Below are 24,184 nucleotides of genomic sequence, written 5' to 3'. Positions count from 1 at the left end.
ACAGGATCGAAAGCCTGTGCCCACCCCAGGAAGGTTAAGCATTACACCTAGGCGCAATAAGGCGAATTCGCACTAGCCGCACTAGTGCATTTGTACTTTCAGCGCTTGTTTTTCAGACGCAGTTCACCGGCGAACAGCCCGCGCTCACGGGCCCAGACGATCGCTGCACTACGGCTATGCACCCCCAGTTTGGAATACACCGTGGCCACATGGTTACGCACCGTGTTGGGCGCCAGCTTCAGGCGCGAGGCGATCTCTTTGTCGGCCAGGCCTTCGCAAATCAAACCCAGCACATCGCGCTCGCGGGTGGTGAGATCGGTGAAGGCAATGCCCGGCACATTGGGTCGGTTGGCGCCTTTGGCGTTGGCCAGCTTTTCGATCAGGGTCTGGCTGAACCAGGAGGCGTCCTGCATCACTTCTTCGATGGCCGCCACCAGCTCCAGCTCCGAGCGTTTGCGTTCGGTGATGTTCATCAGCACCAGCAGGTAGCAGGGCACGTCCTGGATGCTCACGGTATCGGCGGACACCACGCAGTCGATCACCTCAGCGCCTTTCTTGCGCACCTTCAGATCCAGCCCGTCGAGGTTGCCGGCTTTTTCCAGAGTGGCGAACAACTGCGCGCAGGCTTGGGCGCTGTCGATGAAGTCGATGTCTTCGATGGCTTTGCCGATCAGTTCTTCACTGGTGTAGCCGGTAATGCTTATGAAGGCTTCGTTGATATCCACCACTTGACGGTTGTCGGCGTTGCACACCAGGGTTGGCACCGGCGTCAGGCGGAACGACTTGGCGAAGCGCTCCTCACTCTGGCGCAAGGCGATTTCTGCCTTGCGCCGCGGTTCCAGGTCGGTGAAGGAAAACAACATGCAGTCTTCCTCGTTCATGTCCAACGGCTGGCCGGCCACGATCACCAACTTGCTGCCGCCCTCGGGCAATCTCAATTCGGCCTGCATCTGCGGGATGGTCGCGCCTTCGGCCAGGCGCTGGATGGCCAGGTCCTTGCGCTCGGCGTGTTCCAGCACGTCCAGTTCATACACCGAGCGGCCGATCACTTGGTCGCGGTTATAGCCAGTCATCTCCAGAAAGCCCTGGTTGACCTTGATATAGCGCAGGTCGCTGAGGCGGCAGATCACGGCGGGCGCGGGGTTGGCGTTGAAGGTTTTTTCGAAGCGCTGCTCGGCGCTCGCCCATTCGGTGGCGTCGCTGAGGATCAACACCAAAAGCTCCGGTTCGCCGCGTGAATCGGTCAGCACCAGGCTGCGCAGGCGATGGACCCAACTGCGCTCGTCGTCGCCGGTGGGGCTGACTTCCACGATCACGTCGCTGAACGCTTCGCCGGCCGCCACCCGGCTGAGCGGGTAGTTGTCCGGCAACAGCGGGTGGTTATTGCGATAGCGCAAGGCGAACCGCTCGGCATAGGCCTGATTGTTGGCGCCCAGGTGTTCGACCGCGCTGACCCCGTGCATGGTCAGCGCGGCCTCGTTGGCCCAGAGGATGGTCTGGTCTAGCTCGGCCAAAATCACCCCGTCGGACAACCCGGAGATGATCTGCTGCAATTGGCGGCGGTTGGTTTCTTTGGCGAGGACGTCCTGGCTCATGGTTTCTCCTGGGAATGGGCGCATGCGAGTTACGACACCCAGGCTGCGCGATAGTGCAGCGCAACTGCCCCGTGCGATCTGGCGCACGCTGCTGTTGCGCACGGCGCTGAGCGTTTCCTTTCTTCACCTGCCGCGTTGAATGGGTAAAATGCCGGCTTTTTACGCGTATCCCGCAAAGGTGCATCTTGAACGCAGGCAAAGCTGTCGGCTTGTTATTACTCACTTCGCTGCTGGCGGCCTGCGGCACCTCGCCACCCCGCACGCCCAACGACCTCTGCGGCATCTTTCGCGAAAAGGCCGACTGGTACGACGCCGCCCAAGTCACCCAAAAGCGCTGGGGCGTGCCGATCCAGTTGCCGTTCGCCATCATGTACCAGGAATCGGCCTTCCGGCAGGACGCCAAGGCTCCGCGTAACTACCTGTTGTGGATCATCCCCTGGGGCCGCGTCTCCACCGCCGCCGGCTATGCCCAGGCCAAGGATGAAGTGTGGAACGACTACCGCAAAAGCACCGGCCGCAGCGGCGCCAGCCGTCAGGACTTCGACGACGCCATCGACTTCGTCGGTTGGTACATGGACAAGACCTACACCATCAACGGCGTTTACAAGTACGACGCCTACGGCCAATACCTGAATTACCACGAAGGCTGGGGCGGCTATCGCCAGCGCACCTACGCCAGCAAAGCCTGGCTACCCCCCGTGGCCAGCAAAGTGCAGGCTCGCTCGCAGCTGTATGCGCAGCAATATGCGGGTTGCAAGAATGATTTGGGGCGTGGGTTCTGGAGCCGGTTTTGGCATTGGTTGTGAGGCCGCTCGTGCTCAACGCGGCAATGCTCGATGCTGCATATAGCCCAGCATCTGATCGTACAGGTCAACCCGCCGATCCCTTTGCAGATCATTGAGGCTGTTCCAGATGGGCGCACTGCGCGCGCTGCTCAGGTCGATATCGGCGAACAGGATTTCCTGGCGATTGGCCGACGCCACCTTGCCGATAGGCCACCCATTGGTCCCGGCAATCAGCGAACACCCCAGGTAACGGGCATCGCGCTCTTCGCCGATTCGACTGGCGGCGGCAATAAACACGTTATTGACGTGTGCTGCCGTCATCGTCAGGTAGGACGCCATGCACCGCCCGGCGTCGTCGAACAGCGGGGGCGGCGTCCAGACCCAGTTGTTCAGGCTGCAAATGATATCGGCACCCTGCTGGCTGAGAATGCGCGGGACTTCGGGAAACCAGATGTCCCAACAGATCAGCATGCCGATCCGCCCGATCGGTGTCTCGAAGACTGGAAATCCCGTGTTTCCCGGGGTGAACCACAGCTTCTCCAGGTTCCATAGATGGGCCTTGCGGTACTTGCCGATAAAACCGTCCGGGCCGAGCAGCACCGCTGTATTGAATAATTGCGCTCCGTCGATTTCGTTCAGGCCCGCCGCCAGATAGACCTGGTACCGGCCGGCAAAGTCGATCCATGCCCGCAGACTCGGACCGTCTGGCACCGCTTCGGCGTGATCGAACGCATCTTTGCGGCTGGAAAAGAAGTAACCGCAGTTGGAAAGCTCCGGCAGCACGATCAGATTGGCGCCGCCGTTCGCTGCCGCGGCTGCCAGCTCCAGGCTACGTCGCAGGTTTGCGGTACGGTGGTCCACACCGACCTGGGGATCGAATTGCACAACAGAAACACGTACAGGGCTTGTGGCTTGGTTCATTGTGGGTGATCTCTTTGGATGGTTACCGCCGAAGTGGCTGGCGCTCCATAAGAGGTGATCTGACGGGCGGGAGAAAATCGGGCGCTTCCGGTTGAGGTGTCAGTGGGCTCTTGATAGTTCGCTGCCCCTATTCGTGGAGAGAGGTCAGGTCTTTCGGTCCCAGCGAAATTGGATCGACATGCACTAGCATTGGTTGTGAGAACGACACCCGGCGACTGGTACAGACCTGTGAACTCTGACAGTAGGCAGGATGCAGTGAGCTTCTTAAGCTGTTGCGTGTGCCCTCACGCATTGTTGAAGAAGGAAACTGACAATGAAAAAGTCTGAATTTAGCGCTTACCTTGATAAAGAGATTAATACTGCCCAGGGCCGTATCTCATCCAAGGACAGCAAGTCCGATAAGGTCGATTCGGGCCGGGTGGAGTTTTTGACAGCGTTGAAGGATGTTGTCGATGGGAAGCCCCAGCCTAAAAATGTGGGCGTTGTCGGCGCAGTCAATGACGTGTTGCAGACACTAGGTCTGCTCTCTCGCGACAAAACCTTACTATCCGGCCTTGAGCTTTGAGGCGGTGATTGCTTTTGTTGTGGTGAGGCAATCGTCCCTCCTCACAACGCGTGCCGCCGGTTCAGCTCGGCAGCATGCACTCCAGCGATCAATTCACCGCCCCCTCGATTATGTTCACCGAGTGCGATCTCGAAATAGCGCCTGTGCGCGAGGTGCTGCCCAGCCGGCGGAAACGCCCCGCAGGTTAAAGAGAAATGTCATTGAGCCGACGCTTCCTACACTTGCCAAACCCACCCAATTCTGGGAAAACCCCAGCCTTTGCGCAGTCAACGAGAGCCCCCCATGAGCGACGAACAACTCCAGATCACCGACATCCGCCCCGGCACCGGCAAGGCCGTGGTCAAGGGCGCGTTGATCACCACTCAATACACCGGCACCCTGGAAGATGGCACGGTGTTCGATTCGTCGTGGGAAAGGGGCAAGCCGTTTCAGTGTGTGATTGGAACGGGCCGGGTGATCAAGGGCTGGGACCAGGGGTTGATGGGCATGCAAGTCGGCGGTGTACGCACATTGTTCGTACCGGCGCACCTGGCGTATGGCGAACGTTCGATGGGCGCGCATATCAAGCCGAACAGCCCTTTGCGCTTTGAAATTGAATTGCTGGAAGTACTGACGCGTGATGATTGAGGGCGGCGGTTACACGCCGACCTCGAAGCATGGGCCGTCACGCAGGGTGCCGAGTGGCCGCGCCTGACGGTGGTGGTCGGTAATCGCAAGGCCGAGCGTTTCTGGCCGAAACTGGGGTATGTGCCGGTGCGTATTCGCGAGGGGATCAGGATGGGGCGACAGCTGAATACGGTGTCGACTCAGGTCAAGGCGCTGGTGGGTGGGCAGGTGGATGATTACCTGATACGGGTGCCGCGAGATCGACCTGTTGCACCTTAGCTGCGGATAGACACATTCAACCTGTGGGAGGGGCGGTGCGACGACTCGACTTGCTCCCGCTGGCGGTGGGGCAGTTAGCTTATCTCTAGCTGCACCATCGCCATCGGGAGCAAGCTCCCTCCCACATTTAAGCCTTGGAGGGCTTCAAGATAGGGGTTCCTGAACCCATCCTGAAGAATCCTCTTATTCATCATGCAGGTACTTTCCTACGGTTTACTCTCCTGTAATCGGGGCGTAAGCTTCGCGCGTTTTCATCAATAGCGGAGACCCTCAGTGGGTACTTGTTCAAGTGACAGTCGTCGGCCGGTTTCGGTAACCGGCACAGACTTGGCAAGGTAACGCGCATTCTTCCGATGCCGTTGTCTCGCCAAACAGCGAGAAGCGGCATCCCGGCAGCGACCAGTTCTGGCGCCTGCCTCGATCCACTCTCATCGACGCTGACCAGCACCTGATTCACCTCAGGTTGCTACGGACGCGCCTGCCTTTTTGCGGCGGGCGGGCCAGGCTGGCTGTGCCTTTTTGATCGGGCGCGGCGCAGTTGGCCGTACCTGCACGACGGTTTCCTCGCGCAGGAGTAACACCATGAACTTCACTCTGTTGAAAGAGTTCTTTGCCGGCTTCCTGCGGACCCGGCATATCGCTCGGCATTTCCGTCGCCTGGCACTGCTCGACAGCGTCACTGACGCCAGCGTCAGCCGCGAAGTCCCGCCGAGCCTGGCGCAAACCCTGGTGGCTGCGGCCAACAGCGGCGCGGAACAATTGCTGGGCACCCTGGGCAGTCACGCCGAAGGCTTGGACGCCCAGGAAGCCGACGCGTTGCGGGAGCAATACGGCCTCAATGAAGTCGAACACGAACAGCCGCTGCCCTGGTGGGTCCACCTGTGGCATTGCTACAAGAACCCCTTCAACCTGCTGCTGACCTTGCTGGCGGTGATCTCCTGGCTGACCGAAGACATGAAGGCCGCCACGGTGATTTTTTCCATGGTGGTGCTGTCGACCCTGCTGCGTTTCTGGCAGGAGGCCAAGTCGAACAAGGCTGCCGACGCACTCAAGGACATGGTGAGCAATACCGCGACGGTGTTGCGCCGCGAGGCGGCCAAGCCCATCGAGCTGCCGATCAAGCAACTGGTGCCGGGCGACCTGATCGTGCTGTCGGCCGGCGACATGATCCCCGCCGACTGCCGCGTGCTCAATGCCAAGGACCTGTTCGTCAGCCAGGCGGCGATGACCGGCGAATCGATGCCGGTGGAGAAGTTCGCCCAGCAGAAGGATGCCAAGACGCGCAACCCGCTGGACCTGGAGAACATCCTGTTCATGGGCACCAACGTGGTGTCCGGCGCGGCGACGGCGGTGATTCTGACCACCGGCAACAGCACCTATTTCGGCGCGTTGGCCCAGCGCGTCACCGCCACGGATCGCGCGACCACCTCGTTCCAGCAGGGCGTCAACAAAGTCAGTTGGCTGCTGATCCGCTTCATGTTCGTGATGGCGCCGCTGGTGTTGTTCATCAACGGTTTCACCAAGGGCGACTGGACCGAAGCGCTGCTGTTCGCGCTGTCGATTGCCGTGGGCCTGACCCCGGAAATGCTGCCGATGATCGTCACCTCGACGTTGGCCAAGGGCGCAGTGTTTCTGTCGCGCAAAAAGGTCATCGTCAAGCGCCTGGACGCAATCCAGAACTTCGGCGCCATGGACGTACTGTGTACGGACAAAACCGGCACGCTGACCCAGGACAAGATTTTCCTGGCGCGCCATGTGGACGTGTGGGGCGAAGAGTCCGACGACGTGCTGGAAATGGCCTACCTCAACAGTTACTACCAGACCGGTCTGAAAAACCTGCTGGACGTGGCGGTGCTGGAACACGTGGAGGTGCATCGCGAGCTGAAAGTCGCCACCGCGTTCCAGAAGGTCGATGAGATCCCGTTCGACTTCAACCGGCGCCGGATGTCGGTGGTGGTGGCCGAGCAAGGCCAGCCGCACCTGTTGATCTGCAAAGGCGCGGTGGAAGAGATTCTGTCGGTGTGCAACCGGGTGCGCCACGGTGACTCCAACGAAGCGCTGACCGATGAGTTGCTGGCGCGCATCCGCCAAGTGACCGCGGCATTCAACGAAGAAGGCTTGCGGGTGGTCGCGGTCGCCGCGCAGCCGATGTCAGCGGGGCGCGATACCTACAACCTGGCGGATGAAAAAAACCTGACGTTGATCGGTTACGTGGCCTTCCTCGATCCGCCCAAGGAAAGCACCGCGCCTGCCCTCAAGGCCCTCAAAGCCCACGGCGTGGCCGTCAAAGTGCTGACGGGCGATAACGAACTGGTCACCGCCAAGATCTGCCGCGAAGTGGGCCTGGAGCAGCAAGGCCTGCTGATGGGCAACGACATCGAGGACATGACCGACGCCGAACTGGCCAAGGCCGTGGAAACCACCAACGTATTCGCCAGGCTGACGCCGTCGCACAAGGAACGCATCGTGCGCCTGCTCAAGGCCAACGGCCATGTGGTGGGCTTCATGGGCGATGGAATCAACGACGCACCGGCGCTGCGCACGGCCGATATCGGTATTTCGGTGGACAGCGCGGTGGACATCGCCAAGGAAGCGGCTGACATCATCCTGCTGGAAAAGAGCCTGATGATCCTGGAGGAGGGCGTGCTCGAAGGCCGGCGCACCTTCGCCAACATGCTCAAGTACATCAAGATGACCGCCAGCTCCAACTTCGGCAACGTGTTTTCGGTGTTGGTCGCCAGTGCGTTCATTCCGTTCCTGCCGATGCTGCCCATGCATTTGCTGGTGCAGAACCTGCTGTACGACATTTCGCAGATCGCGATTCCATTCGATAACGTCGATGAAGAAATGCTCGCCAAGCCGCAACGCTGGCAACCGGGGGATGTGGGCCGTTTCATGCTGTTTTTCGGGCCGATCAGTTCGATCTTTGACATCACCACGTTCGCACTCATGTGGTATGTGTTCGATGCCAACACCCCGGACCACCAGACCCTGTTCCAGTCGGGTTGGTTCGTGGTGGGGTTGCTGACCCAGACGCTGATCGTACATATGATCCGCACCCCGAAAATCCCGTTCCTGCAAAGCCGTGCGGCAATGCCGCTGATGGTGATGACGGGGGTGATCATGGCCGTGGGGATTTTCCTGCCGATGGGGCCGCTGGCGCACTACTTCAAACTGCAGGCGTTGCCGTCGCTGTACTTTGTGTTCCTGCCCGTGATTCTGTTGGGGTACATGGCGTTGACCCAAGCGGTGAAGGGCTACTACATCCGTAAGTTTGGCTGGCAATAACAGTTGTATCGAACGCCCCTGGGCCCGGTGGGAGCCGGGCCTGCCCGCGATGGCAGTGGGGCTGCCGCCGCATTCATGGAGTTTTTATGCAGGCAATCAACAACATCAACCTCGATTCCCTGATCGATACCGTGGTCAGCCTGACCGCCGCGTTTATCCTCGGCGGCTTGATCGGCTTCGAGCGCCAGTACCGCCAGCGCACGGCGGGCTTGCGCACCAACGTGCTGGTCGCAGTGGGCGCGGCGATTTTCGTCGACATGGCCAACCGCCTGGGCGGTGCAGACGGTGCTGTGCGGGTGGTCGCCTATGTGGTGTCGGGCATCGGCTTTCTGGGGGCCGGCGTGATCATGCGCGAAGAAGGCAACGTGCGCGGGCTCAACACCGCCGCCACCCTCTGGGCCTCGGCCGCGGTGGGCGCCTGTGCCGGTGCCGACCTGATCCTCGAAGCGCTGCTGGGCACGCTGTTCGTACTGGCGGCCAATACGCTGCTGCGGCCGATCGTCAATAACATCAACCGCCAGCCGCTGGATGTGGTGTCGGCGGAGGTGACCAACATCCTCTATGTGATTGCACGGCGTAGCCAGCAACAGGCGGTCATGGTGTTGCTGGAAGCCGAGCTGGCACGTTGCAACTACCCCGCCAGCGATGTCGATGTGCGCCCGTTTGGCAGCGAAGAAGTGGAGATCGAGGCGACCCTGGCGGCCACTTCCGTGGACGGTGATGAACTGGACGCCCTGGTGACGCGCATTTCCATGTCGAGCCTGGTGGTGCAGGCTTTCTGGAGCCCAAGTACCACCGACTGATCCACCCTGGTCAAGCCTAGGCATACCCAGGATTGGCTATGCTTTTGTAAGGAAAAGTCCTACACGCAGTCAGGATTATCCCTTCGTAAGAAACATCACCCCATTGCTAAGGTTGATCGCTGCGGCTGGCCGGCAGCAATGATACGGCTTCATATGTTCGTGGTGATTTTCAAGGGAAGGGACCAGGCACCCGTCTGTTGGCGCTCTGAGGGACTGTACCGTTCGTCGGGACTGTCAATTCTCACAGGTGGCTGGGTCCCGTGTGATGTGTCAGCGTACTTTGTCCTCTCAGGGGTGTTTTATGAGCAAAGCGTTAGTAGTGGATGACCACCCGTTTATTCGTGCCACTGTCAAATTTCTGTTGAAACAGGAAGGTTTTACTGAAATTGATGAAGCGGGTAATGGCGCGGATGCCGTGCAGAAGGCCAGAGAAGGGCGCCCGGACCTGGTGATTCTCGACCTGGCGATGCCCAAGTTGGGTGGCCTGGAGGTCATCAGTCGGATCAAGGCCTTGGGCCTGCCGTGCAAGATCCTGGTGCTCACGTCCTACTTGGCGGTGTTTTTTTCGACCCGGTGCATGCGGGCCGGTGCCATGGGGTTTGTCGCCAAGACCGGCGAGTTGGACGAGCTGCAAAAAGCAATCAAGGCTGTGATGTGCAACTACAGCTGCTTTCCCAGCCTGCCCACCAGTTCGGTGCGCCGCGATGATTTGCAGACCTCCGAGCACGAGTTGGTGGAAGCTCTTTCGGACCGCGAGTTGACGGTGCTGCAGAAGCTGGCCCTGGGCCTGGGCAACAAGGAAATCGCCGAGGACATGCTGCTGAGCCACAAGACCATCAGCACGTACAAAACCCGCCTGAAGGAGAAGTTGCGCATGTCCTCCGTCGTGCATTTATCCAAGTTCGCCCAGCGCAATCACTTGATCTGAAATGACTGCCACTGCGTTCAGGCGGCTCGCCGCTATCTTGTTGATGGGCCTGTTGCCCATGCTCGCAGTGGCCGTCGATCAGCCACACGCGCTGCGCCTGTTGGGGCACTCTCAGCTCGAAAACCCCCGCCTGATACTGGATGAAACCGACTGGCGCTGGCTACGTGAGCGGCGCACGTTGGTGATGGGGGTGTCGGCGCCGGATTACGCGCCATTCGACCTGAGCAACAACAACGACGAGCTTGAGGGCATTACCGCCGATTATGCGGCGCTGGTGGCGCAGGCGTTGAATATCATCATCGAGGTGCGACGCTACGACACCCGCGATGAAGTGATTGAAGCGCTCAAGCAGGGCGCGGTGGATTTCGTTGGCTCGGCCAACGGCTATGAAGCCGCAGACCCTGAGTTGGAGCTGTCACGCTCTTACGCCAACGATCAACCCACCCTGGTCACCCGCATCGGAGACACCCAGGCCCTGAGCGCGGACTTGGCCGGCAAACGCGTGGCCATGCTGTATCACTACATGCAGCCCGATGCCGTGCAGCGGTTCTACCCCCACGCGCAGTTGCAACTGTTTGCCTCGACCTTCGAAGCCATCGGTGCGGTGGCGTTCGGCCGGGCCGATGCGTACCTGGGCGATGCCATCAGCACCCGGTACCTGATCAACAAGAACCACCTCAATAACGTGCGCGTGGCGGATTTTTCCGGCCTGGAGGTCAACCCTTTCGGGTTTGCGTTCACCAAGGACAATATTCGCCTGCGCAATATCATCAACGCCGCGTTGGCCATCGTGCCGGTCAACCAGCAGATGGATATTCTGCGCCGCTGGAGTGCTGGTGGCAGCGGTTTCATGGAAGCCGAACGGCTGCGCCTGAGTGACAGCGAGCAGCGCTGGCTGGAGAAACACCCGCGGGTGAAAGTGGCGGTGCTCGACAAGTTCGTGCCATTGTCGTTTTTCAATGAGCAAGGGCAATTCGAAGGGCTGAGCGCGGAAGTGCTGGCGCGGATCAGCTTGCGCACGGGCCTGAAGTTCGATGTGGTGAAGGGCAGTTCGTTGCCTCGACAAATCGATGAGGTCAATGCTGGCCAGGCAGACATGCTGGCGGTGATTACCCCCAGCGTCGAGCGGACCGAGAAGTTGCGCTTCACCCGGCCTTACCTGTCCAACCCGTATGTGCTGGTGGTGCGCGCCGAAGACGAGCGGCTGGTTACCCTGGAGGACTTGCCCGGAAAGCGCCTGGCGTTCATTCGCAGCAACAGCCTGGGTGAGCAAATCGCGCGGGATTACCCCGGTATTGAGTTTATCGACAGCGCAAACCCCGAAGCCGCCATGGAGTTGGTGGCCAATGGCGGGGCCGATGCGACTGTTATTTCGCTCATCAGTGCGCGCTACATGATCGCGCGTCATTACCGCGACCGCTTGCGTATGACCAGCACCGTCGGCACGGAGCCGGCGCGGATCACGTTTGGCGTCAACCGCAGCCAACTGGAGTTGTATTCGATCCTCGACAAGGCATTGTTGAGCATCACACCTGAGGAGCTGGATGAACTGACCAATCACTGGCGCAGCGAGATCATCATTGAAGACAGCTACTGGCTGCGCCATCGCAACGCAATCATCCAGGGTTTCAGTCTCGCCGCGGTGCTGTTGTTGATCACCCTGTGCTGGGCCTTTTACCTGCGCAGCCTGATTCGCAAGCGCGCCCAGGCCGAGCGGGCGTTGAGCGATCAGATGCGCTTTATGAGCGTGTTGATCGACGGCACGCCTCACCCGATTTACGTGCGCGATCGCCAGGGGCGGTTGATGGCCTGCAACAATGCCTACCTCGACGTGTTCGGTTTCAAGCTCGAAGACGTGATCGGCAAGACCGTGGTGGAAACCGACACCGGTAACCCGCCGCAAGCCCAGTCGTACCATGACGACTACCTGAAGTTGATGGCGCGGGGCGAGCCGCAGATTCATGACCGGATCCTCAGGGTGCCGGGCGGCGAAGTCCTCACGATTTACCATTGGATGCTGCCGTACCGCGACGGCGACGAGAAGGTCGTGGGCATGATTGCCGGCTGGGTGGATGTGAGTGAGCGCCACCGCTTGCTAGGCCAGTTGCAGGAAGCCAAGGACGATGCCGACGCCGCCAACCGCGCCAAGACGACGTTCCTGGCCACCATGAGCCACGAGATCCGGACGCCGATGAACGCGGTGATCGGCATGATCGAGCTGGCGCTCAAAAGCGCCGAGCAAGGTCGGGCGGATCGCGATGCGCTGGAAGTGGCGTCGGTGGCCTCGCGCGGCATGCTGGAATTGATCGGCGACATCCTGGACATCGCCCGGATCGAATCCGGCCACCTGTCCCTGGCCCAGGAGCCCGCCAACCTGCGTGAGCTGCTGGCCTCGGTGGTGCGGGTTTTCGAAGGCCTCGCGTGGGCCAAAGGGCTGGCGCTGCGCGTGACGCTCGATCCGGCGCTCGATCGCCCGGTGCTGATCGACCCGCTGCGCTTCAAGCAGGTGGTTTCGAACCTGCTCAGCAATGCCATCAAGTTCACCAGCAAAGGCCAGGTGCAATTGGGCGCCCAGGGCGATGTCGCCGAGGATCAACTATGGCTCAGGTTGTGGGTGCAAGACACCGGTATGGGCATCAGTGCTCAGGACCAGCAGCGGCTGTTCAACCCGTTCAGCCAGGGCAGCAACGCTGAACAATCGGCGCGCAGCGGTTCCGGCCTGGGGTTGGTGATCAGTCGCAGTCTGTGCGAAATGATGGGCGGTCAGTTGCACCTGAGCAGCGTGTTGGGGCAGGGCACCCGGGTGGACGTGAGTGTGGCGCTGAGCCTGGCGGCCGCGCTGCCGGTGCCGGCTTCGGCGCCTGCTCCGCACAGCCCACCGACACGCGCGTTGAGTATCCTGGTGGTGGATGACTACCCGGCCAACCGTTTGCTGCTGGCCCGGCAGTTGAGCTTCCTGGGGCATCGCATTACCACGGCCGAGGACGGTGTGCAGGGGCTTGCGCTGTGGCAGGCCGGGCACTTTGATGGCGTGATCACCGATTGCAATATGCCTCTGAAGGACGGTTACACATTGGCGCGGGATATTCGTACTCAAGAGCACGAGCGAGGCCTGGTGCCGTGCCTGCTGCTGGGGTTTACCGCCAATGCCCAACCCGAAGAAGCCGAGCGCTGTCGCCAGGCGGGCATGGACGGGTGCCTGTTCAAGCCCACCGGGCTCGAAGACTTGCGATCGGCCCTGGCGCCGCGCATGGCGAGCCTATGCGAGCCGCAAGCCGAACCGGCGTTCGATCTGGGAGCGCTGATCATGCTGACGGGGGACGATCATGCCGCGCTCAACGAATTGTTGATGCCGCTGCTCGACAGTCTGGAAGCCGATCAACGGCTATTGCCGTCATTGCGACGTCAGGCCGACTTTGCCCAGTTGCATGACCTGGCACACCGCGCCAAAGGCGGCGCGCGGATGGTCAAGGCGCACGCGCTGATCGCTTGTTGCGAAACCTTGGAGGCCGTGTGCGAACGGCAGGACCTCCAGGCGTTGGGGGCAGCGGTTGAGGACGTCGAGCAGGCGATCGATGATTTGCATCACAGCTTGAGCGTTTATTGCAATCAACCTTGACGCGGTTGGGTGGTTATTCGGTGGATTTGGGACAACTCCTACATGAAGGGGGAACATGCCTGATTTTGTCTGCGGGATATGTCTGGAAAATGGGCTGCTCTCATTCAACGAGCACAGCCTGCCAGGGGTTTGCCATGCCGAACAAAGCACTGACCATCCTGATTGCCGATGAACAGCACCTGCAACGGTTGTATATCGAAAAAATGCTCAACCGATTGGGGTATCACCGGATTGTGCCGGTGCAAACCTTTGAAGAGGTCCAGATCCTCACGGCGATCCCGGCCGAACCCTTTGATGTGCTGATCGTCAATGCAGGCTTGGCGACCCACGCCGGTGGGCCGCAGGCCCAGGTACGCCACGTGCTGGTCTACGATCACTTGGACCTGGGCGTACCCGTCGGCTCGACACCGCAGGTACTGGTCCGCTTGCCCGGCGTACCGGATAACATCAATCTTGAGCACTTCATGGACATCATCGACCCACCCGAGGCCGCCGCGGGCTTGCGGGTATTGCCCTGGCTGCGGGAATTATCGCGCACGCCGGTGGCCGGGGTTTAGTTCCGCGTCGGCGCGATGCCATTGGGGCTGTTGGGCGCTGGCCCCGTCACGGCCCGCAACCTGCAGCATGTCGGCAGCGCTCAAGGTCAGTTGCAGGGGCTTGAGGTTGCTCTCCAGGTTGGCGGCCGTCCGGCTTGCCCGCGCTTTGCAGGCAAGCCGGTGTCCATTGCTCAGCCGATGGCGTGTTCGCGCAAGCGTTGAGCTGCGCTGCGCAACAGCTGCTCGGTGCTGTCCCAACCCAGGCAACCGTCGGTCACCGACACGCCGTATTTCATCGCCGGGCCCAATGGTTGGCAGCCTTCGAACACGTGGCTTTCGAGCATCATGCCGATCAGCGAAGTGTCGCCCTGCAGGCGTTGCTCCAGCACTTCATTGAACACTGCCGGCTGACGCAGCGGGTCTTTGCCACTGTTGGCATGGCTGCAATCGACCATGATCCGAGCGGTCACCTTGGACTTGGCCAGGTCCTGTTTCACCTGGGCCACGCTCTGCGCATCGTAGTTCGGCCCACGGTGACCGCCGCGCAACACCAGGTGGGTGTCGGGGTTGCCCGGGGTCTGGATGATCGCCGGGTGGCCCTGGCTGTCGACGCCGAAGTGCCGGTGCGGGTGGGACGCCGAGCGCATCGCATCGCAGGCAATGGCGACGCCGCCGTCGGTGCCGTTCTTGAAGCCGACGGGCATGCCCAGGCCGCTGGCCATTTCGCGGTGGATCTGCGACTCGGTGGTGCGTGCGCCGATGGCGACCCAACTGAGCAGGTCGTCGAAGTAGCCGGCGGCCATCGGTTGCAGCAACTCGGTGGCGACCGGCAGGCCCAGGCGCAGCATCTCACGCATCAGTTCGCGGGACAGGCTGAGGCCGGCGGCCATGTCATCGCTGCCATCCAGGTGCGGGTCGTAGGCCAGGCCTTTCCAGCCAATGGTGGTGCGCGGTTTTTCGACGTAGGCGCGGATTACCAGCAGCATCTGGTCGCTGACGTCCAACGCCAGTTTCTTCAGGTTGCGTGCGTATTCCATGGCCGATTCCGGGTCGTGGATCGAACACGGACCGACGATCACCAGCAAACGTGAATCTTCGCCATTGAGAATGGCGCGCACGGCTTGGCGATGGGCGTGGATTTGCTCATTGAGGAATGGGCTGAGAGGTAACTGGTGCTTGAGTTCAAGGGAACTGGGCAAGCGCAGGGTCAGCGCTTCATTGGCGCTGGTCAGGGTAGAAACGGGCAGAGCGGCGACGGAGGAGTTCATCTTCAAGGCTTCCTGGGCAAGCGGCGGGCGATTCCCGCACGCTCTGCCCTACTGGGGTGTTCGACAATTGGCCGTAGTGGCTACGTGTGTTGGCTTGCCACCGATAGGTGACCGATCGGAGGCGGCAGGCTGTCCCGAGCGGAGCTTGCTAAATCGCCATGCAGTGCTGGTGTCGTAGCGGTAATAGGTGGCGTAGTTCATGTCGTGATTCCTTTAAATGGTCTTGATCAAACAAAGTGTTCAGGGCTGAAAAAACAAAACCCCCGATCGGGGAGCCGACCGGGGGTTAGATTTCTCTGGTAGGCGACCCCTTGAGCAGTGGGCGCCGATTTCAGGTATCAGGCGCGCCAGTGGCTAAACCAATACCCAAAATAAAAGCTGACCAGTGCGCTCAAACCGTTCACACGGGTAGCCGATACCGAGCGCGAGGCGCTGGCAGCAGGGCAAACCTGGGTGTGGGTGAGTTGCAACATGGTGGCTCTCCAAATGATGGTGGCAGCTTACTAGAGGCGCACGGGTGGATTCAATCGGTAATTTCTATTGCGTGGAGGTACTTACGACTATGGGGTGAGTGTCGATATGCTGGTGGCCACTCAATAATGCTTGCCGGGACGCAACCATGACTGCCTTGACCCTTGCCGCTGCTCAATCCGTTTCCATCGCCGGCGACGTACCGGCCAATATCCTGCGGCACCTGGCGTTCATGCGCGCCGCGGCTGAGCAGGGTGTGCAAGTGCTGGTGTTTCCGGAGCTGTCGTTGAGCGGGTATGAACCGTCCTTGGCGGCTGAGCTGGCAATCGCCCCCGAGGACGCGCTGTTGACGCCGCTGCGCGAGATGGCGCGGGAGCTGCGCTTGACGGCGGTGGTGGGCATGCCGATCCGCTTGGCGCCAGGGGCGGGCGTGTCGATCGCCGCGTTGGTGCTGGGAGCAGACGGTTCGCTTGCGGTTTACACCAAGCAGCATCTGCATCCCGGCGAAGAGGTGGCGTTTGTCGCGGGGCAGGGCGGTGACGTGCTTGAGTGGCGGGATGATCGGATCGCGCTGGCGGTCTGCGCCGACTTTTCCCACGCCAGCCATGCACGTCAGGCTGCGCAAGCGGGCGCCACTGTATACGCCGCCGGCGTGCTGATCAGTGAAGGCGGCTACGCAACGGACAGTGCGTTGCTCCAGAGCTACGCCGCCGAGCATGGCCTGGTGGTATTGATGGCCAATCACGGTGGCCCCTCGGGCGGCTGGGCGTGCGCGGGGCGCAGTGCTATCTGGGGCGCCGATGGGCAGGTGCTTGCCGTCGCGCCGGGGGTGGGCGACGCGCTGCTCATTGCCCGTCGCGATGGCGGGCGCTGGACCGGTCAAGCGGTAGCACTGTGGGCTGAAGGGGCGCGATGACATGACGTTTCACCTGCGCGCGGCGACTGACCAGGACCGCTCATTTGCCCGGACGCTGACCTACGAAGCCATGCGCGGCTACTACGCGCAATACCGTTTGCTGTGGTCCAACGATGGTTTCGACGTGGCCTGGGCGGGGCGCGAGAATTGGCTGATCTGCAGCGACGATACTGTGGTGGGCTTCATCAGCCTGAGTCGCGACAGCCAGGCGCTGTACATTCGCGAGTTGCATATTCTCGAACCGTTCCGTGGCCGTGGAGCAGGCAGCTGGGTACTGGAGCAAATGGCACTCAAAGCGTGCGGTCAAGGTCGCGGTCTTTTACGGTTGACCGTGTTTAAAACCAATCCGGCAAAAAGGCTTTATCAGCGCAAGGGCTTGCAAGTTGCGGGTGAGGAAGCGTGCTTCTGGTGCATGGAACGCGATTGTCGGCCCATGTCCGCAGACTAATAAGTGACTCATTTGCGCAAAACAGGCACAACGGCTTAATAAGCGCATACTGAACCTAGGGCAATATTTCTTGTTCCTGCCTCAGAGGCTCATTCTCGGCAAGGATGATGCCTTCTTTCATGCCCAGAAGGACCGCTACCTTATGGGCCTCTCCCCGCCGTCCTTTCTTGCGCCCAGCGAGCACCTGATACGTGGTTGCCGGGTCGACACCGTGTTCCCGGGCGAACGCTTGAACCGACTTACCTTGGTGTTCAAGCCAAGCCTTGGCTTGTGCAGCAGTACGAATTCCGGGCATAGTTCAAAACCGTTCAAGTTTGTGTAACCAAGGGATCAGCGTATCACCTCTTGGGGTGTGCCAATTTAGGATCATACATCCAAATGAGTGGAATCGGTTTGCGTCTAAGGCAGGAAAGAGAGCGGCTTGGGTTGTCGCAAAAAGTGTTTGGTGAAATTGGAGGCGTTGAAGCGAACGCACAAGGCAAATACGAAAACGGCGGGCGGGCGCCGAAGGCCGATTATTTATCGCGTGTGGCCGAAAGAGGCGTGGATCTTCTGTACGTATTAACAGGCGCTCCCACGCCGGCGCAAATGGATAACTTGAGTCAGATCGAAGAAAAGGTGCTGGGCAACTATCGGGCGATGTTCAAAGAGGACCAGGATGCGATCCACCGATTGACCTCAACCTTGGCTGAACATTCGTCAATGTTGATAATGAATGGTAAATCCAAGCTGTAGCCCGGGATTCCTGACCTTTCCCCCAGGAAATAGCGTTGCGCGTCGTTCGACGGGCGCGCTTCCCGGCGTCAAGAGCTATATATATGACACTTGCAACTAGGTCTGCGCCTTGGTTTTTTGCTAAGGTGTTCAGCAACCTATAAGACCATATCGCGAGGTGTCTGCTTGATTAGGGTGCTAGTAGTCGATGACCATGATCTCGTTCGTACAGGCATTACACGAATGCTGGCTGACATCGATGGCCTGCAAGTAGTCGGCCAGGCTGAATCGGGTGAAGAGTCCCTGATCAAGGCCCGGGAGTTGAAACCCGATGTGGTGTTGATGGACGTCAAGATGCCTGGGATCGGCGGCCTTGGCGCCACTACCAAATTGTTGCGCAGCCATCCGGACATCAAAGTCGTGGTGGTCACCGTGTGCGAAGAAGACCCGTTTCCTACACGTCTGCTGCAGGCGGGGGCGGCGGGATACCTGACCAAGGGCGCAGGCCTGGCGGAGATGGTACAAGCCATTCGCCTGGTATTTGCCGGCCAGCGCTACATCAGCCCGCAGATCGCGCAGCAGTTGGCGATCAAGTCCTTCCAGCCCACCAGCGATTCGCCGTTTGACGTGCTGTCGGAGCGTGAAATCCAGATCGCCTTGATGATTGTCGGCTGCCAGAAGGTGCAGGCCATCTCCGACAAGCTGTGCCTGTCCCCCAAGACCGTCAACACCTACCGCTATCGCATTTTCGAGAAGCTCGCCATCAGCAGTGATGTTGAATTGACCCTGCTCGCGGTGCGCCACGGCATGGTGGACGCCAGCGCCTGACATGACCACACCGTTTGATCCGAGTGCCTTTCTCTCGACCTGCAGCGGCCGCCCCGGCGTGTACCGCATGTTCGACAGCGAGGCGCGCCTGCTGTATGTGGGCAAAGCCAAGAACCTGAAAAACCGCCTGGCGAGCTACTTCCGCAAGACCGGCCTCGCGCCGAAAACCGCGGCCCTGGTGGCGCGTATCGCCCAGGTCGAAACCACCATCACCGCCAACGAAACCGAGGCGCTGCTGCTTGAGCAGACGCTGATCAAGGAATGGCGGCCGCCTTACAACATCCTGCTGCGTGACGATAAATCCTACCCCTACGTGTTTTTATCTGACGGCGACTTCCCACGCCTGAGTATTCATCGGGGCGCGAAGAAGCAGAAGGGCAAATACTTCGGACCTTACCCCAGCGCCGGTGCGATCCGCGAAAGCCTGAGCCTGCTGCAAAAGACCTTTTTCGTGCGGCAGTGCGAAGACAGCTTCTACAAGAACCGCACCCGGCCGTGCCTGCAATATCAGATCAAGCGTTGCAAGGCACCCTGTGTCGGCCTGGTTGAACCGGCGGAGTACGCCGAGGATGTGCGCCATTCGGTGATGTTCCTCGAAGGGCGCAGCAACGCCCTCACCGACGAACTCTCCGGCGCCATGGAACAAGCCGCGAGCACCCTGGATTTCGAGCGAGCCGCCGAGTTGCGCGACCAGATCTCGCTGCTGCGGCGTGTGCAGGACCAGCAAAGCATGGAGGGTGGAACCGGCGACGTCGATGTGATCGCCGCGTTCGTCAACCCGGGTGGTGCCTGTGTCCACCTGATCAGTGTGCGTGGCGGTCGGGTGTTGGGCAGCAAGAACTTCTTCCCGCAGACCGGGATCGACGAGGAGGTCGCTGAAGTCATGGCCGCGTTCCTGGGCCAGTATTACGTCAGCAGCCCCGAGCGCGACTTGCCGTCGGAACTGATCGTCAACGTGGTGCATGAAGACTTCCCGACGTTGATCGAGGCCATCCACGCGTTGCGTGGCCGTGAACTGGACATCAGCCACCGCGTGCGCGGCACGCGGGCGCGCTGGCAGCAACTGGCCGTGACCAACGCCGAGCAGGCCCTGAGCGCACGCCTGGCGAATCGACAGCACGTGGCCGCGCGCTTTGAGGCCCTGGCCGAAGTCCTCAACCTGGACGAACCGCCCCAGCGCCTGGAGTGTTACGACATCAGTCACTCCAGCGGCGAAGCCACGGTGGCGTCCTGCGTGGTGTTCGGGCCGGAGGGGCCGATCAAGTCCGATTACCGGCGCTACAACATCGAAGGCGTCACCGCCGGCGACGACTACGCCGCCATGCACCAGGCCTTGACGCGCCGCTTCAGCAAATTGAAGGAGGGGGAGGGCAAGCTCCCCGATATCCTGCTGGTGGACGGCGGCAAGGGCCAGTTGTCCATGGCTCGCGACGTGCTCAACGAACTGGCGGTGCCCGACCTGATCCTGCTCGGCGTGGCCAAGGGCGCCACGCGCAAGGCCGGCTTCGAGACGTTGTACTTGAATGATGCCGCCCATGAGTTCACGTTGAAGGGCGACTCGCCTGCGCTGCACCTGATCCAACAGATCCGCGACGAAGCCCACCGTTTCGCCATTACCGGCCATCGCGCCCGTCGCGGCAAAACCCGGCGAACCTCAACCCTGGAAGGCGTGGCCGGAGTAGGCCCGACACGCCGACGCGACCTGCTTAAACATTTTGGTGGCTTGCAAGAGCTCTCCCGTGCCAGCATTGACGAAATAGCCAAAGCACCCGGTATCAGTAAAAAGCTCGCTGAGTTGATTTATGCAAATCTGCACAGCGAGTAGAATGCCTTCTCACCTCGCAGCCAGTTGTGCCGATGAATATCCCTAATCTGATCACCGTTCTACGCGTCCTGCTTATTCCGATTTTCATTTTGTTGTTCTATTTGCCTTACGAATGGAGCTACATGGCCTCCAGTTCGGTGTTCGCCGTTGCGGCCGCGACCGATTGGCTCGACGGCTACCTGGCCCGACGCCTGGAACAGAGCACGCCGTTCGGCGCGTTCCTCGACCCGGTGGCCGACAAATTGATGGTGGCCGTGGCCCTGGTGCTGCTGGTGCAGGAACACGGCAACCTGTGGCTGACCTTGCCGGCTGCGGTGATCATCGGCCGCGAGATCGTCGTTTCGGCCCTGCGCGAATGGATGGCCGAAATCGGCGCCCGCGCCCACGTCGCCGTGTCGAACATGGGCAAATGGAAAACCGCCGCGCAAATGCTCGCGTTGGTGATCCTGCTGGCCAACCCGTCGGACTTTTCCTTCTGGGTCTTGCTGGGCTACGCCTTGCTGCTCATCGCTGCCGGCCTGACGCTGTGGTCCATGCTCCAGTATTTACGCGCTGCCTGGCCTCATCTGCGCACCACTGTTGAAAAAAAATAAAACTTTTTTGAATCAAGGGGTTGACGGGTGCTGAGGATTCTATAGAATGCGCCTCACCAAGACGCGGGAATAGCTCAGTTGGTAGAGCACGACCTTGCCAAGGTCGGGGTCGCGAGTTCGAGTCTCGTTTCCCGCTCCAAACATAGCGCTACAGAGTTCCACTGAATTCTGTCAGCGATCGAAACAAGGACCTTCGGGTCCTTTTTTCGTTCCGGCGGGAACCGCTGACATCCAGCACCGTCCAGTGCTTTTAAGTCCCGATTTAAGTCCCGAATGAGGATCTTGGATTTGGATATGCACTGAATCGGTTTTTTGCTGGAGCAGCTTGGATAGCGAGACGAGCATCCGCTCCTGACTCTGTTCAGGAGCTCGCTATGGCACTCTCGGATACGACCGTTCGGCAAGCCCGAATCACCGGCAATGACTACACGCTAGGCGACACGGATGGGCTTGCGCTCAACGTGACGGCCCGCGGCGGGAAAATCTGGCGTTTCAATACTGCTGGGCGGGCGTACAGAAGCGTATGTCTCTCGGTAGTTATCCGCAAATCAGCCTCAAAGAAGCCCGTGCGCGACGTGATGAGGCGCGCCTTGGTCGCCCAAGGCATCAATCCCTATGAGCACCGTAAGCAGCAGCGTCGTGCTGTTCGTTTTGCGGCAGAGCAGGCCTTCGAGGCCGTGTTCAATCAATGGGTGGAGTTCCGCAGGCTAAGCCTGAAGGAAGGGCGCCAGAGCACGCTCTCGCAAATCTTGAGAATCTTCAACAAAGACGTGCTGCCCACACTGGGCGGGCGGTCTATCTACGATATCAACCGTCACGATCTGCTGGATTTACGGAGCAGGATCGAACAGCGCAAGGCCTTAACGACAGCTGAAAAGTGTCAGGCCTGGTTTAATCAATTGTTCCGCTATGCGTTGGTAAAAATCGAGCATAGGCTGGAGATGTCTACGTTGCTGGGGGCAGTCCAATGAGCTTGCAAAGTGTCTAGAGAGTCCGTGGCGATTCACATCGGTCAAACTTTGAAGTGACTGACAAGTTGCTGTAACTGTACCCCCAAGCGCGCGAGTTCGATACTGGAGGCCGCTGTCTCCTCACTAGCTGAGGCGGTCTGTTCAGACACGTCGCGTACACTCAAAATGCTGCGGCTTATTTCCTCCGCCACCGAACTTTGTTGTACTGCGGCGGCAGCAATCTGTTGGTTCATGGCTTGAATCCCAGAAACCGTCTGAGTGATGCTAGCTAAAGATGCGCCTGCTTTACCTGCCAACGCCACAGTGCTATCGGTTAGTTCGCGGCTGCTCTGCATAATACTGGACACCTGACGTGTTCCACCTTGCAAGCCTGCCACCAAGCTTTCTATTTCCTCAGTGGACTGCTGAGTACGCTGAGCCAGTCCTCGTACTTCGTCAGCGACCACTGCAAAACCGCGCCCTGCCTCACCTGCGCGAGCAGCCTCAATGGCCGCGTTAAGGGCCAATAAATTAGTTTGCTCAGCCACCGCCTTGATCACGTCCATGATCTTGACGATGCGCCCACTTTCTTGTTCAAGCTTATTCATAGCTTCCGCTGAACGCCCGACTTCGCTGGACAAACGCTCAATCTGGGCGATGGCTTCCGCGACTACTTTGTCACCAGCGCGCGCCTGAGCATCGGCCTCTGATGCGGCAACGGAAGCTTGTTCCGCATTCCGCGCAACTTCATGCACAGTGGCCGACATTTCGTGCATCGCAGTAGCCACTTGGTCGGTCTCGGTTTTCTGGCTATTGACCCCAGCGCTGGTCTGCTCAGTGACAGCTGAAAGCTCTTCCGCTGCACTGGCGATCTGGGTGACTCCATCGCGGATACCACCGATCAGATCGCGCAAGGTACGACCCATGCGCTGAATACCTTGTTGCAGCACACCCAGTTCGTCTCTACGGGTCACGACCATGTTTTGCGTGAGATCGCCCGCTGCAATGCAATCGACCACAGCCAGAGTCTCCTGCAATGGGCGGGTAATCTGGCGGGTGATTATCAGAGCTGCAAGAAGCCCCAATATCATTGCCAAAGCAGTGCAACTCAACTGCAGCGTGCGGGCCTGAGCACTATCTGTTTCAAGGGCGGCCAGCTGTCTGGCATACATTTCATCAGTCAGACGGGTGATGGCCTCTCCGAAATTGACAGTGTCCTGCACGGAGTGGTCGATAGCCCCATTACTGGCTGTAAAGTCCTGCACTGAGCGGCGGTAAGCCATCAGAGCGGTTTCCAGTTGCCTGATAGGATCGGCATAGGCGGCACCAAAGGTGTTGTTGAGGGTTTCAATGCCCTTGAGCGCACTATCAAGCTGGCGGGCGGCGGCTTGTTCCGTAGTGCTGTTGGGATTGCCGGTGTAGCCACGAACTTCATAACGCACCAGCGCGACATCCTCTTTGGCCTTGAGGATGACTTTGTATAACTCATAACGGCGCTGATCAGAGACTGGCATTGCTTCTACGTCATTGATGAGCTTGGCAATCAGCGCGGCGCCTTTGACCGCATTGGTGGCCATTTCCTTACGGGTGGCCGCACTATTGCGATAGGCCTCGCGCATCGTATTAATTGCCATTTGATACTGAGTGGTGGCTTGGTTGATCAGCGCAAGACTTTGCAAGTTTTCAGGTAGCTGCAGTTCTTTTGCGAGGCTTTTTTGCTTGGCGACAAACAGTTCCAGCGCATCCTGGATCAATGCACCTTGTTGCTCGTCACCCTTGTCCACCTGATACTGAAAACGGGCCCTCCGTAGATGATCAAGACGGTTGCCGAGTTCGGTGATGCCGGCCATTCGATTACTACGGTCAATCATTTTTCCCAAGCTGAACCAGCTGGTCGCGGCAAGGATGGCGGTTAGAAGGAGTACAACAGCAAAGCCCAAGGCCAGCTTGAGCATGACGCTGATATTCGCGAGCCAAGAGTTCATAGCGTTCCTTTGGTAATCAGCCGTGACCGATGAAAACTGGCGCGGTCATCTGAGAAGGGGGGGTAGGTATAATCAATATTGATATGGATGATTGGATGAATATAGCACAGTGATGGCGCGGTGCCATCATGAGCTTTTAATGATTTCGACGATACGTGTCAGAATGGCGACAGCTAGAAAAATGAATCGCCCAGGATTCTCTAGACACCTTGCAAAAAGTTATACAAGGTGCTCGATTTCGTAAAAGGGTGGTGGCCGGCC

Annotated in this window: 21 protein-coding genes, 1 tRNA gene and 1 pseudogene; 17 read left to right on the top strand and 6 right to left on the bottom strand. The window is 59.7% G+C overall.

Features of this window, described 5'->3' with window-relative positions; genetic code table 11:
* Positions 1-98 precede the first annotated feature (98 nt).
* Positions 99-1,595, bottom strand: coding sequence for a PAS domain S-box protein (locus ACP7E3_RS24760; protein ID WP_426124712.1), 1,497 nt, complete (start codon positions 1,593-1,595; stop codon positions 99-101).
* 185 nt (positions 1,596-1,780) lie between these two features.
* Between ACP7E3_RS24760 and ACP7E3_RS24755 the strand changes: the two genes are divergently transcribed.
* Positions 1,781-2,401 (top strand): transglycosylase SLT domain-containing protein, encoded by a 621-nt coding sequence (locus ACP7E3_RS24755; RefSeq protein WP_046384012.1) that lies wholly within the window; start codon positions 1,781-1,783, stop codon positions 2,399-2,401.
* A 12-nt stretch (positions 2,402-2,413) separates the two neighbouring features.
* Here ACP7E3_RS24755 and ACP7E3_RS24750 read toward each other — a convergent pair whose 3' ends face one another.
* Positions 2,414-3,301 carry a nitrilase family protein gene (locus ACP7E3_RS24750; RefSeq protein WP_057004913.1) on the bottom strand — a complete coding sequence of 296 codons (888 nt, stop codon included), beginning with the start codon at positions 3,299-3,301 and terminating at the stop codon, positions 2,414-2,416.
* A gap of 313 nt (positions 3,302-3,614) precedes the next feature.
* On the opposite strand from ACP7E3_RS24750, the gene ACP7E3_RS24745 reads away from it, so the two are divergent.
* From ACP7E3_RS24745 to ACP7E3_RS24710, 8 genes and pseudogenes are all read left to right on the top strand, one after another.
* Entirely contained in the window at positions 3,615-3,866 is a 252-nt protein-coding gene (locus ACP7E3_RS24745; RefSeq protein WP_046384010.1) for a hypothetical protein, read from the top strand.
* Between the two features lie 282 nt (positions 3,867-4,148).
* On the top strand, positions 4,149-4,493 hold the full coding sequence (locus ACP7E3_RS24740) for an FKBP-type peptidyl-prolyl cis-trans isomerase (RefSeq protein WP_017847066.1): 345 nt from the start codon (positions 4,149-4,151) through the stop codon (positions 4,491-4,493).
* A 3-nt stretch (positions 4,494-4,496) separates the two neighbouring features.
* Positions 4,497-4,751: pseudogene (locus tag ACP7E3_RS24735) on the top strand (GNAT family N-acetyltransferase); the annotation flags it as partial.
* 582 nt (positions 4,752-5,333) lie between these two features.
* The gene (gene mgtA / locus ACP7E3_RS24730; RefSeq protein WP_046485891.1) at positions 5,334-8,039 is read left to right on the top strand and encodes a magnesium-translocating P-type ATPase; all 2,706 of its coding nucleotides are present in this window, start codon (positions 5,334-5,336) and stop codon (positions 8,037-8,039) included.
* An 86-nt stretch (positions 8,040-8,125) separates the two neighbouring features.
* The gene (locus ACP7E3_RS24725) at positions 8,126-8,842 is read left to right on the top strand and encodes an MgtC/SapB family protein (protein ID WP_017847070.1); all 717 of its coding nucleotides are present in this window, start codon (positions 8,126-8,128) and stop codon (positions 8,840-8,842) included.
* A 301-nt stretch (positions 8,843-9,143) separates the two neighbouring features.
* The gene (locus tag ACP7E3_RS24720) at positions 9,144-9,770 is read left to right on the top strand and encodes a response regulator transcription factor (RefSeq protein WP_017847071.1); all 627 of its coding nucleotides are present in this window, start codon (positions 9,144-9,146) and stop codon (positions 9,768-9,770) included.
* Position 9,771: 1 nt separating this feature from the next.
* Positions 9,772-13,389 (top strand): transporter substrate-binding domain-containing protein, encoded by a 3,618-nt coding sequence (locus ACP7E3_RS24715; protein ID WP_426124708.1) that lies wholly within the window; start codon positions 9,772-9,774, stop codon positions 13,387-13,389.
* 134 nt (positions 13,390-13,523) lie between these two features.
* Positions 13,524-13,946 carry a hypothetical protein gene (locus tag ACP7E3_RS24710; RefSeq protein WP_057003774.1) on the top strand — a complete coding sequence of 141 codons (423 nt, stop codon included), beginning with the start codon at positions 13,524-13,526 and terminating at the stop codon, positions 13,944-13,946.
* Between the two features lie 170 nt (positions 13,947-14,116).
* Here ACP7E3_RS24710 and ACP7E3_RS24705 read toward each other — a convergent pair whose 3' ends face one another.
* Positions 14,117-15,193, bottom strand: a complete 1,077-nt coding sequence (locus ACP7E3_RS24705; RefSeq protein ID WP_046384006.1) for a 3-deoxy-7-phosphoheptulonate synthase — start codon at positions 15,191-15,193, stop codon at positions 14,117-14,119.
* Positions 15,194-15,531: 338 nt separating this feature from the next.
* Positions 15,532-15,666 (bottom strand): hypothetical protein, encoded by a 135-nt coding sequence (locus ACP7E3_RS24700; protein WP_256350929.1) that lies wholly within the window; start codon positions 15,664-15,666, stop codon positions 15,532-15,534.
* Between the two features lie 146 nt (positions 15,667-15,812).
* Here ACP7E3_RS24700 and ACP7E3_RS24695 point away from each other — a divergent pair, with 146 nt between their 5' ends.
* Complete coding sequence (locus ACP7E3_RS24695; protein WP_426124705.1) at positions 15,813-16,580, top strand: carbon-nitrogen hydrolase family protein; 768 nt, start codon at positions 15,813-15,815, stop codon at positions 16,578-16,580.
* Between the two features lies 1 nt (position 16,581).
* Positions 16,582-17,028, top strand: coding sequence for a GNAT family N-acetyltransferase (locus ACP7E3_RS24690; RefSeq protein ID WP_046384004.1), 447 nt, complete (start codon positions 16,582-16,584; stop codon positions 17,026-17,028).
* A gap of 55 nt (positions 17,029-17,083) precedes the next feature.
* Here ACP7E3_RS24690 and ACP7E3_RS24685 read toward each other — a convergent pair whose 3' ends face one another.
* Positions 17,084-17,323: a DNA-binding protein gene (locus tag ACP7E3_RS24685; protein WP_046384003.1), complete on the bottom strand. Its 240-nt coding sequence runs from the start codon at positions 17,321-17,323 to the stop codon at positions 17,084-17,086.
* 83 nt (positions 17,324-17,406) lie between these two features.
* On the opposite strand from ACP7E3_RS24685, the gene ACP7E3_RS24680 reads away from it, so the two are divergent.
* The 6 genes from ACP7E3_RS24680 (at position 17,407) to ACP7E3_RS24655 (ending at position 21,959) form a co-directional block, all read left to right on the top strand.
* Positions 17,407-17,763 carry a helix-turn-helix domain-containing protein gene (locus tag ACP7E3_RS24680; RefSeq protein WP_017847078.1) on the top strand — a complete coding sequence of 119 codons (357 nt, stop codon included), beginning with the start codon at positions 17,407-17,409 and terminating at the stop codon, positions 17,761-17,763.
* Positions 17,764-17,928: 165 nt separating this feature from the next.
* Positions 17,929-18,570, top strand: coding sequence for a response regulator transcription factor GacA (gene gacA, locus ACP7E3_RS24675; RefSeq protein ID WP_026140040.1), 642 nt, complete (start codon positions 17,929-17,931; stop codon positions 18,568-18,570).
* A 1-nt stretch (position 18,571) separates the two neighbouring features.
* Complete coding sequence (gene uvrC, locus ACP7E3_RS24670; RefSeq protein ID WP_017847080.1) at positions 18,572-20,395, top strand: excinuclease ABC subunit UvrC; 1,824 nt, start codon at positions 18,572-18,574, stop codon at positions 20,393-20,395.
* A 32-nt stretch (positions 20,396-20,427) separates the two neighbouring features.
* On the top strand, positions 20,428-20,988 hold the full coding sequence (gene pgsA / locus ACP7E3_RS24665) for a CDP-diacylglycerol--glycerol-3-phosphate 3-phosphatidyltransferase (RefSeq protein WP_017847081.1): 561 nt from the start codon (positions 20,428-20,430) through the stop codon (positions 20,986-20,988).
* 63 nt (positions 20,989-21,051) lie between these two features.
* Positions 21,052-21,127: transfer RNA gene (locus tag ACP7E3_RS24660), tRNA-Gly, on the top strand.
* Positions 21,128-21,362: 235 nt separating this feature from the next.
* Positions 21,363-21,959: a tyrosine-type recombinase/integrase gene (locus tag ACP7E3_RS24655; RefSeq protein ID WP_422047624.1), complete on the top strand. Its 597-nt coding sequence runs from the start codon at positions 21,363-21,365 to the stop codon at positions 21,957-21,959.
* A 41-nt stretch (positions 21,960-22,000) separates the two neighbouring features.
* Here ACP7E3_RS24655 and ACP7E3_RS24650 read toward each other — a convergent pair whose 3' ends face one another.
* Positions 22,001-23,893 carry a methyl-accepting chemotaxis protein gene (locus ACP7E3_RS24650; RefSeq protein ID WP_420902740.1) on the bottom strand — a complete coding sequence of 631 codons (1,893 nt, stop codon included), beginning with the start codon at positions 23,891-23,893 and terminating at the stop codon, positions 22,001-22,003.
* Positions 23,894-24,184 lie beyond the last annotated feature (291 nt).

Source organism: Pseudomonas sp. PSPC2-3 (assembly GCF_049898265.1).
Taxonomy (GTDB): Bacteria; Pseudomonadota; Gammaproteobacteria; order Pseudomonadales; family Pseudomonadaceae; genus Aquipseudomonas; species Aquipseudomonas veronii.
This window is presented reverse-complemented; position numbering and strand designations above follow the sequence as displayed.

Bases quoted from the DNA above. Each gene is read 5' to 3' on its own strand.
- ACP7E3_RS24745 (WP_046384010.1), top strand. From the start codon at position 3,615: ATGAAAAAGTCTGAATTTAGCGCTTACCTTGATAAAGAGATTAATACT.
- ACP7E3_RS24705 (WP_046384006.1), bottom strand. From the start codon at position 15,193: ATGAACTCCTCCGTCGCCGCTCTGCCCGTTTCTACCCTGACCAGCGCC.
- ACP7E3_RS24655 (WP_422047624.1), top strand. From the start codon at position 21,363: ATGGCACTCTCGGATACGACCGTTCGGCAAGCCCGAATCACCGGCAAT.
- ACP7E3_RS24690 (WP_046384004.1), top strand. From the start codon at position 16,582: ATGACGTTTCACCTGCGCGCGGCGACTGACCAGGACCGCTCATTTGCC.
- ACP7E3_RS24715 (WP_426124708.1), top strand. From the start codon at position 9,772: ATGACTGCCACTGCGTTCAGGCGGCTCGCCGCTATCTTGTTGATGGGC.
- ACP7E3_RS24710 (WP_057003774.1), top strand. From the start codon at position 13,524: ATGCCGAACAAAGCACTGACCATCCTGATTGCCGATGAACAGCACCTG.
- ACP7E3_RS24720 (WP_017847071.1), top strand. From the start codon at position 9,144: ATGAGCAAAGCGTTAGTAGTGGATGACCACCCGTTTATTCGTGCCACT.
- ACP7E3_RS24750 (WP_057004913.1), bottom strand. From the start codon at position 3,301: ATGAACCAAGCCACAAGCCCTGTACGTGTTTCTGTTGTGCAATTCGAT.
- uvrC (WP_017847080.1), top strand. From the start codon at position 18,572: ATGACCACACCGTTTGATCCGAGTGCCTTTCTCTCGACCTGCAGCGGC.
- ACP7E3_RS24650 (WP_420902740.1), bottom strand. From the start codon at position 23,893: ATGCTCAAGCTGGCCTTGGGCTTTGCTGTTGTACTCCTTCTAACCGCC.
- ACP7E3_RS24695 (WP_426124705.1), top strand. From the start codon at position 15,813: ATGACTGCCTTGACCCTTGCCGCTGCTCAATCCGTTTCCATCGCCGGC.
- ACP7E3_RS24725 (WP_017847070.1), top strand. From the start codon at position 8,126: ATGCAGGCAATCAACAACATCAACCTCGATTCCCTGATCGATACCGTG.
- ACP7E3_RS24740 (WP_017847066.1), top strand. From the start codon at position 4,149: ATGAGCGACGAACAACTCCAGATCACCGACATCCGCCCCGGCACCGGC.
- ACP7E3_RS24685 (WP_046384003.1), bottom strand. From the start codon at position 17,323: ATGCCCGGAATTCGTACTGCTGCACAAGCCAAGGCTTGGCTTGAACAC.
- ACP7E3_RS24700 (WP_256350929.1), bottom strand. From the start codon at position 15,666: ATGTTGCAACTCACCCACACCCAGGTTTGCCCTGCTGCCAGCGCCTCG.
- ACP7E3_RS24760 (WP_426124712.1), bottom strand. From the start codon at position 1,595: ATGAGCCAGGACGTCCTCGCCAAAGAAACCAACCGCCGCCAATTGCAG.
- ACP7E3_RS24680 (WP_017847078.1), top strand. From the start codon at position 17,407: ATGAGTGGAATCGGTTTGCGTCTAAGGCAGGAAAGAGAGCGGCTTGGG.
- mgtA (WP_046485891.1), top strand. From the start codon at position 5,334: ATGAACTTCACTCTGTTGAAAGAGTTCTTTGCCGGCTTCCTGCGGACC.
- pgsA (WP_017847081.1), top strand. From the start codon at position 20,428: ATGAATATCCCTAATCTGATCACCGTTCTACGCGTCCTGCTTATTCCG.